The organism is Neglectibacter sp. X4, assembly GCF_009917365.1.
GTDB lineage: Bacteria > Bacillota > Clostridia > Oscillospirales > Acutalibacteraceae > Acutalibacter.
The window spans coordinates 44557-52045 of the sequence record NZ_QWLE01000018.1 but is presented as its reverse complement, the minus strand read 5'-3'; the positions used below and the strand labels follow the sequence as shown (position 1 = coordinate 52045).

Below are 7489 nucleotides of genomic sequence, written 5' to 3'. Positions count from 1 at the left end.
AAAAAGCATACTTTTTTATAATATTTCAAAGCTAAAAGCCTGGGGCGGGAAACCTCGAAAGTTTCCGCCAGGTAAGGCATGGTGACCTTGTTCCCCTGCAGGAGGATGGAAAGTATGCCAATAAGCCTGTCCAGCTTCATATGCCGCCCCCTCCCTATGGTGTAATCCCTGCACGCTTACTATAGTTAACGCAGTTCAAAAGAGGTAGAACACCTCTTTTGAACCAGACGGCACAGCCGCCTGGCCTGAAAATCGGGATGTACCGATTTTCAAATGCGTTTACTATAATACCATACCGGCCCAGGGGGCGCAAGATCCGGAACAAAGGGGGAGGCCTTGCGCTGTCTGTGCAAAGCTTCCCGCAACGAACACACCCAGTAAGAAGCCCCTGCCATACAGGCAGGGGCTTCTGTATTTTTATGAGGCCAGCAGCTCTTCTGCCTCCTCCTGGGTTAAAAATTCATGCTCCAGCATGGAGGACACCACCTGCCGCTGCCTTTGGGCTGCAAGTTCCGGGTTTACCGACAAGTCATACACAGACGGGGCATTGGGGATGCCTGCCAGCAGGGTACATTCGTTGGCGTCCATCTGGGCGGGATCCTTCTCGAAATACGTTTGGCTGGCGGCCCCTACGGAATAGCACCCGCTGCCGAAATAAATGCTGTTTACGTACAGCTCCAGAATTTCATCCTTGCTGTAATGGCTTTCCAGATCCCAGGCCGCGAACACCTCTGCCGCCTTCCGGCACAAATCCTTTTCCTGGGTGAACAGCATGTTTTTCGCAAGCTGCTGGGTAATGGTGCTGCCGCCCTCCACAAAGGAGAGGCTGCACAGATCGTTCCAGACCGCCCGGCCTATTGCCAGCAGGTCAATGCCGCCGTGGGTGTAAAATCGGTGATCCTCCGCTGCCACCACAGCGTCCTTGTAGGTGGCGGGCAGGCTTTCCAGGGAGGTGAAATCCGGCTGCTGCCGCACTTGCTCCACCCTTTTATACAGGGGCATTTCCTCCAGCGCGCTGGTGTACAGCTTGTAGCCCTGGAAGGCCACAGCCCCAGCCGCGCACAGGCCTACTGCCAGCACCACCAGAAATATGTTTCTTAAAAACCGCAGCGCTCTTTTCATCCAGACGCGCCTCCTTTCTCTTTCTGCCCCTATAGTACCATCCCGCCCTTGCGAATTCCCCAGCCAAATTCTTTCGTTCCCCTTACAAAATCACGCAAACCTGACAAAACTGTAAGCTTCCCTGCCGGCATATGCAGATTTGCAGGCCCAGCCTCCCCAAGGGCTTGCAAGGGCCTGGGAAAAGGGCTATAATAAAAAGGAAATCTTTCCACAGGGAGGCGGGCGGCTTTGAAAAAAATACAGGAATCAGCCGAAAACTATCTGGAAACCATTCTCATCCTGCAGCAGCGGGAGGGCAGCGTGCGCTCCATCGACATTGCCGCTGAAATGGAGTTCAGCAAGCCCAGCGTCAGCGTGGCCATGAAGCACCTGCGGGAAAGGGGCTGTATCACTGTGGATGCTGACGGCTTTATCACCCTTACAGAGGAGGGCAGGCGCATTGCCGAAGGGGTTTACCAGCGGCACATCCTTTTTACCCAATGGCTCCAGTCCCTGGGGGTTGACCCGGAGGTGGCGGCAGAGGACGCCTGCCGCATAGAGCATGTTATCAGCGAGGAAACCTTCCAGGCCATCCGCAGGCATGTGAATATGTGAGAAAATTTGTTCGATTTTTCTTGACTTCTTTCCGGCGGGGTGGTATACTGCTGTTAGAACATACATTCTAATGGGAGGCTGTGCTGCATGTGGGACTGGAACAAGGAAATCAAGGGGAAATACCGGGGATACCGCTATGAGACGGCAAGCTTTGCGCTGCGGCAGGTTGTGCCGGAGGACGCACCGGCATTGCTGCGATGCTATGGGGACGCAGAGGCTGTGGCCCTGATGAACGGGGACAACTGCAGCAGGGGCTTTTACTGCGCCACTCTGGCGGACATGGAAAGCTACATCCACATCTGGCAGGGGGAGGGCTATGCCCGTCCGGCTGTAACAGACAAGCACACTGGGGAGGTTATTGGCACCTTGGAGATTTTCGGCGGGGAAGCCGGGGTGCTGCGGGTTGACCTGCGGCGGGACTATGAGCGGGAGGATGTTTTAAGGGAGCTTTACACCCTGGCCCTCCGGGAATTCACCAGGGATTTTCCCATGGGCGCCTTGGTGACAAAGGCGCCCCCAGCCGCCAAGGCCCGGCGGAAGGTGCTGGAAGCCCTGGGCTTTGCAGGGCCGGAGGCGTTCCGGGGGTATCCGGACTATTACCGGATGCCGGCGGGCAGGATGCGCCGGGAGTTGGGGATTGCTTATTGCGGGCTGGCCTGCTGCCTGTGCAGCGAAAACGCCACCTGCCCTGGCTGCCAGGAGGCGGGATGCGGAAACCATGAAACCTGCCGGAATTACCAGTGCTGTCAGGAGAAAGGCTTTTCCGGCTGCTGGGAGTGCCCGGGGTTTCCCTGCGGCGCGCCCATGCTGGAAAAAGCCAGAGTCAGGGCCTTTGTCCGCTTTGTCCGGGAGCATGGGGAGGAGGCCCTGCTGGACTGCCTGGAAAACGGCGTAAAAGCCGGGCTTGTGTACCACCGGGAGGGCCTTGCCGGGGACTATGACCTGGGCACGGAGGAAGAAGTTCTCGGCTTGCTGTCCGGCCTGCTGGAAAAAGGAAAGGAAAAGCTCTGCGGGCCAGCGGACTGTTGAAGAACTGATTAGGGCTGTGTATGAACTGAACCAGGTGTCTGGAATGGATTCCGGGGTGTATGCCGCGGAGGAATGTGCCGAACTTATTAAAGAACTGATGAAGGAACAGCGGGGCAAGGGCAGCCGGGAAAGCCTGGTGGAAGAAGCCTGCGACGTGCTGCTTACCACAGCCATATTGCTGAAGAAGCATGGCGTGGAGAAGGACGAAATTGAAAACCGCATACGCTTCAAGGCCAGCAAGGCGCTGGAGCGCTGGCAGGATTCCGGCGAAGTGTAACGCGGACAGTGAAACTTACAGGAAGGGTGGACAGGATGAGAGAAAAAGCATTCGCACTTTTACAGGAGTATAACCAGAACCAGGCGCTGGTGGTGCATGGCATGGCGGTGGAGGCCATTATGCGGCATTATGCGGAAAAAGCCGGGGAGGACGTGGAGTATTGGGGCTGCGTGGGCCTGCTTCACGACGTGGACTACGAAAGGTATCCGGAGGAGCACTGCAAAAAGGCGGTGGAAATCCTCCAGAATGCCGGATATGACGAGGGCTTCATCCGGGCGGTGGTCAGCCACGGCTATGGGCTGGTGTGCGATGTGGAGCCGCAGCTTTACATGGAAAAGGTGCTGTATACGGTGGACGAGATGAGCGGCCTGATTAACGCCGCCGCCATCCTGCGGCCCTCCCACTCTGTGATGGATCTGGAAGTAAAGTCTGTGAAGAAAAAGTTTAAGGACAAAAAGTTTGCCGCCGGGGTGAACCGGGAGGTTATCCTGGACGGCTGCCAGCGGCTGGGGGCAGAGCTGGACGAGGTGATTGCAGAGTGTATTGCGGGTATGCGGGAAAACCATGAGGCTCTGGGGCTTTAGGGCCTGTTTGCAAATAAAGGAAATGAAAGAAAAAGCAGGCGCGGGAGAACAGTCCCCGTACCTGCTTTTTGTTTTGAAGGTTTATGGAAAAACCCAGCCGCACAGAAAGCCTGTGGCAACCGCCCCTGCGTACAAGGCCCCTAAAAAGGCAAAGCTTTCCTTCTGGGGGCGGTTCACCCTGAACAGCACTGCCAGCCCCAGCCCGGCCCCGGTACACAGCCCCGCCACAGCCGATCCAAAGGACAAAGCGCCGCTTAAATACAGTTCCGTCAGCAGGACAGAGGCGGCGCAGTTGGGGATGAACCCCAGAAGCCCTGTGAGCAGGGGCTGGAACGCGCTGCCGGAAAGGAGCAGCCGGGAAAGGGCTTCTTCCCCTGCCCAGAGGAAGGCAAGGCCCAGGAAAAGGTTTATGCCCAGCAGGAAGAGGAAAATCCGCAGGGTGTGCCGCAGGGCCGCCTCCGCAGCGCCATGGCCGCCTTCCCCGCAGCCGCAGTGGGCTTCCTCGCACAGGGGATGGGGGTCGGGCCGGGCGCTGGGGCGCAAAAGCAAATCTGCCAGGAAGCCCACCGCCGCCCCTGCCAAAAGCTTCACCCCCAGAAGCTTTGCCACCTCCGGCAGGGCCTGGGGCCTGGACAGGAGGATGAGCACTGCCTCGTCGCTGGTGGCGAGAAAAACCGCCAGCAGGGTGCCGGGGGTGATGAACCGGGCGGCGTACAGGTTTGCCGCCGCCACGGAGAAGCCGCACTGGGGCACGCACCCCAGCACAGCGCCGCCTAAGGGGCCAAGCTTTTGCAGCAGCGCGGGCGGGTTCCCTCCCCGCCTGTGCTCCAGCAGTTCCATGAAAAGATAGGCGGCGAAAAGGAACGGCAGGGTTTTTAGTGCGTCCAACACCGCGTCTATGAGTACCTCCAGCATGGCTTTTCCTCCTTCTCTTTCTGTTATTGCTGTGCCCTGTGTGCTTTCGTTCCCATTTTTTGCATATTCCCGCCAAAGCCGTCCCATACTTTTTCCAGAAACAGAAAGGACGGTAGGTTCCATGAAAAAGGAAACAAGAAAACGGACTCTGGCCCGGGCGCTGGTATGCGGTTTCATACTGGCGGCAGCCGCCAGCTTTCTCCCTTTTGCCGCCGCGTCTGAGCAGGTTCCCCAGCACGTGCTGCGGCTTCATGTAGTGGCAAACTCCAACTCGGAGGCAGATCAGGCGGTGAAGCTGCAGGTGCGGGACGCGGTGCTCCGGGAAGCGGCCCGGTGGTATGGGGACGCGGAAAACCTGGAGCAGGCAAACTTCGCTGTATGCACCCACTTGCAGTCCCTTACAAAGGCCGCCAATGAAGCCTTACGGGAAAACGGCTTTCCTATGAACGCCAAAGCCCAGGTGACGGACATGTATTTTCCCACCCGGTGGTATGACGGGATAGCGCTTCCTGCCGGTACATACAGAACCCTGCGTGTGACTATTGGGGAGGGGGAGGGCAAGAACTGGTGGTGCGTGGTTTTTCCCGCTTTGTGCCTGCCTGCCGCCGGGAACCGGGAGGACGTGCTCTCTGCCCTGCCGGAAAGCCAGCGGGAGATTGTGGAGCACCCCCAGGACTACCGGGTGGAGCTGAAGCTCTTAGAGTGGTACGAGCAGCTTCGGGATCTGCTGGCTTAGGGGCTTTGACAAGACCTTGGGACTCCGTCCCAAACCCTGCAACCCCTTTTGAAAAAGGGGTTGACCCTAAAACCAACTTTGGCACATTTTATTGCGGTGCATTTCTCAACAGCACCAGCCCCTAAAAAGAACTTTCGAGAGCACCCTGGGCACGCGATAGTCCGCTGAAAAGTTTCCGCCCTCAAGCAGGCGGAATGCCTGCGCCCCGCGTCTTAGGTGCAAAAACGCATTGCTGTGCAAAGCGTTTCGTTACGCTGCAAGAGGACGGCGGCACGCGTGCCGCCGTCCTCTTTTAGTATCTTCAGAAAGATTTAGTCAACGTCTTTATAGTCGGCGTCATACACGTTGCCGTCCGGTGCGCCGCCCTGGGGAGGCTGCTGCCCGTCAAAGGGGGGCTGGGGTGTGCCGGGCTGGCCCTGGGGGGCCGCCTGCTGGTACAGCTTCTCGCTGACGGAATAGACCGCCTTCTGCAGCTCGTCCATGCCTGCCTTGATGGCGTCTACAGTGCCGTTCTGCAGGGTATCCCGCAGGGCGGCTACCTTCACGTTAATTTCGTTCTTGTCCGCGTCCTGCAACTTGTCGCCGCTGTCTGCAATAAGCTTTTCAGCGGAATAGCACAGGTTCTCGGCGTTGTTCTTGGTGTCCACTTCCTCCCGGCGCTTCTTGTCCTCCTCGGCAAACTGCTCCGCTGCCTTTACAGCCCGGTCAATATCGTCCTTGCTCATGTTGGAGCTGGAGGAGATAGTGATGTGCTGCTCCTTGCCTGTGCCCAAATCCTTGGCGGACACGTTCACAATGCCGTTTGCGTCGATGTCAAAGGTGACTTCGATCTGGGGGATGCCCCGGGGGGCGGGAGCAATGCCGTCCAGCTTAAAGAGGCCAAGCTGCTTGTTGTCTCGGGCAAACTCCCGCTCGCCCTGCAGCACGTTTACTTCCACCTGGGTCTGGCCGTCGGCGGCAGTGGAGAAAATCTGGCTCTTTTTGGTGGGGATGGTGGTGTTGCGCTCGATAATCTTGGTCATTACGCCGCCCATGGTTTCCACGCCCAGGGACAGGGGGGTTACGTCCAGGAGCAGCAGGCCCTGGACTTCGCCGCCCAGCACGCCTGCCTGGATAGCCGCGCCGATAGCCACGCACTCATCGGGGTTAATGCCCTTGAAAGGCTCCTTGCCGATAAAGCCCTTTACGGCGTCCTGCACAGCCGGGATGCGGGAGGAGCCGCCTACCAGCAGCACCTTGCTGATTTCCCCAATGGACAGGCCGCTGTCCTGCAAAGCCTGGCGCACAGGCCCCATGGTTTTTTCCACCAGGTCGGCGGTCAGCTCGTTGAACTTGGCCCGGGTCAGGGTCATGTCCAGGTGCTTAGGTCCGGTGGCGTCGGCGGTGATGAAGGGCAGGTTGATGGAAGCGCTTGTCACGCCGGAAAGCTCAATTTTCGCCTTTTCGGCAGCTTCCTTGATGCGCTGCATGGCCATCTTGTCCCCGGAAAGGTCAACGCCCTGCTCCATCTTAAAGGTGCTTACAATGTGGTCGATAACCCGCTGGTCAAAGTCGTCGCCGCCTAAGCGGTTGTTGCCGGCAGTTGCCAGAACCTCCTGCACGCCGTCGCCCATTTCAATGATGGACACGTCGAAGGTGCCGCCGCCCAGGTCATATACCATCACCTTCTGGTCGTTGTCCTTGTCCACGCCATAGGAGAGGGCCGCGGCGGTAGGCTCGTTGATAATGCGCTTTACATCCATGCCCGCGATTTTCCCCGCGTCCTTGGTGGCTTGGCGCTGGGCATCGGTGAAGTAGGCGGGGACGGTGATGACAGCGCTTGTGACAGGCTCACCCAAATAGGCTTCCGCGTCCGCCTTCAGCTTTTGCAGCACCATGGCGGAAATTTCCTGGGGGGTGTAGCTTTTGCCGTCAATGGCAACCTTATAATTGCTGCCCATTTCCCGCTTGATGGAAGAAACTGTGCGGTCGGGGTTGGTGATGGCCTGGCGCTTTGCCACCTGGCCCACCATGCGCTCCCCGTCCTTGGAGAAAGCCACTACAGAAGGGGTGGTGCGGGCGCCCTCGGCATTGGCGATAACCACAGGCTCACCGCCTTCGATCACTGCCACGCAGGAGTTTGTAGTGCCCAAATCAATACCAATGGTCTTTGACATAGTTATTACCTCGCTTTATTATTATATATTTATTGTCATTATAGATGCCTGGTTTTTGTATGGCGCGGGAAGCGGA

The 7489-nt window shown here is 58.0% G+C and carries 8 protein-coding genes; 5 read left to right on the top strand and 3 right to left on the bottom strand.

What is annotated here, in order from left to right:
- Positions 1-417: 417 nt before the first annotated feature.
- The gene (locus D1841_RS08735) at positions 418-1122 is read right to left on the bottom strand and encodes a transglycosylase domain-containing protein (protein ID WP_160642652.1); all 705 of its coding nucleotides are present in this window, start codon (positions 1120-1122) and stop codon (positions 418-420) included.
- Positions 1123-1350: 228 nt separating this feature from the next.
- Here D1841_RS08735 and D1841_RS08730 point away from each other — a divergent pair, with 228 nt between their 5' ends.
- The 4 genes from D1841_RS08730 to D1841_RS08715 all read left to right on the top strand — a co-directional run bounded on the left by D1841_RS08730 (position 1351) and on the right by D1841_RS08715 (position 3606).
- Positions 1351-1716, top strand: a complete 366-nt coding sequence (locus D1841_RS08730; protein WP_160642651.1) for a metal-dependent transcriptional regulator — start codon at positions 1351-1353, stop codon at positions 1714-1716.
- An 87-nt stretch (positions 1717-1803) separates the two neighbouring features.
- Positions 1804-2745, top strand: coding sequence for a GNAT family N-acetyltransferase (locus tag D1841_RS08725; RefSeq protein ID WP_160642650.1), 942 nt, complete (start codon positions 1804-1806; stop codon positions 2743-2745).
- A gap of 16 nt (positions 2746-2761) precedes the next feature.
- Positions 2762-3022 carry a hypothetical protein gene (locus tag D1841_RS08720; protein WP_160642649.1) on the top strand — a complete coding sequence of 87 codons (261 nt, stop codon included), beginning with the start codon at positions 2762-2764 and terminating at the stop codon, positions 3020-3022.
- Positions 3023-3057: 35 nt separating this feature from the next.
- Entirely contained in the window at positions 3058-3606 is a 549-nt protein-coding gene (locus tag D1841_RS08715; RefSeq protein ID WP_201751257.1) for an HDIG domain-containing metalloprotein, read from the top strand.
- An 81-nt stretch (positions 3607-3687) separates the two neighbouring features.
- Here the strand turns inward: D1841_RS08715 and D1841_RS08710 are convergent, their stop codons facing one another.
- Positions 3688-4521: an arsenic efflux protein gene (locus D1841_RS08710; protein ID WP_160642647.1), complete on the bottom strand. Its 834-nt coding sequence runs from the start codon at positions 4519-4521 to the stop codon at positions 3688-3690.
- Positions 4522-4642: 121 nt separating this feature from the next.
- Here D1841_RS08710 and D1841_RS08705 point away from each other — a divergent pair, with 121 nt between their 5' ends.
- Positions 4643-5257: a stage II sporulation protein R gene (locus D1841_RS08705; protein WP_160642646.1), complete on the top strand. Its 615-nt coding sequence runs from the start codon at positions 4643-4645 to the stop codon at positions 5255-5257.
- A 311-nt stretch (positions 5258-5568) separates the two neighbouring features.
- On the opposite strand, the gene dnaK is transcribed toward D1841_RS08705, so the two are convergent.
- Positions 5569-7413: a molecular chaperone DnaK gene (gene dnaK / locus D1841_RS08700; RefSeq protein WP_160642645.1), complete on the bottom strand. Its 1845-nt coding sequence runs from the start codon at positions 7411-7413 to the stop codon at positions 5569-5571.
- Positions 7414-7489: the final 76 nt, after the last annotated feature.

Coding starts and splice junctions, on each gene's coding strand:
- D1841_RS08735 (WP_160642652.1), bottom strand. CDS start 1,122: ATGAAAAGAGCGCTGCGGTTTTTAAGAAACATATTTCTGGTGGTGCTG.
- D1841_RS08725 (WP_160642650.1), top strand. CDS start 1,804: ATGTGGGACTGGAACAAGGAAATCAAGGGGAAATACCGGGGATACCGC.
- D1841_RS08715 (WP_201751257.1), top strand. CDS start 3,058: ATGAGAGAAAAAGCATTCGCACTTTTACAGGAGTATAACCAGAACCAG.
- D1841_RS08710 (WP_160642647.1), bottom strand. CDS start 4,521: ATGCTGGAGGTACTCATAGACGCGGTGTTGGACGCACTAAAAACCCTG.
- D1841_RS08705 (WP_160642646.1), top strand. CDS start 4,643: ATGAAAAAGGAAACAAGAAAACGGACTCTGGCCCGGGCGCTGGTATGC.
- dnaK (WP_160642645.1), bottom strand. CDS start 7,413: ATGTCAAAGACCATTGGTATTGATTTGGGCACTACAAACTCCTGCGTG.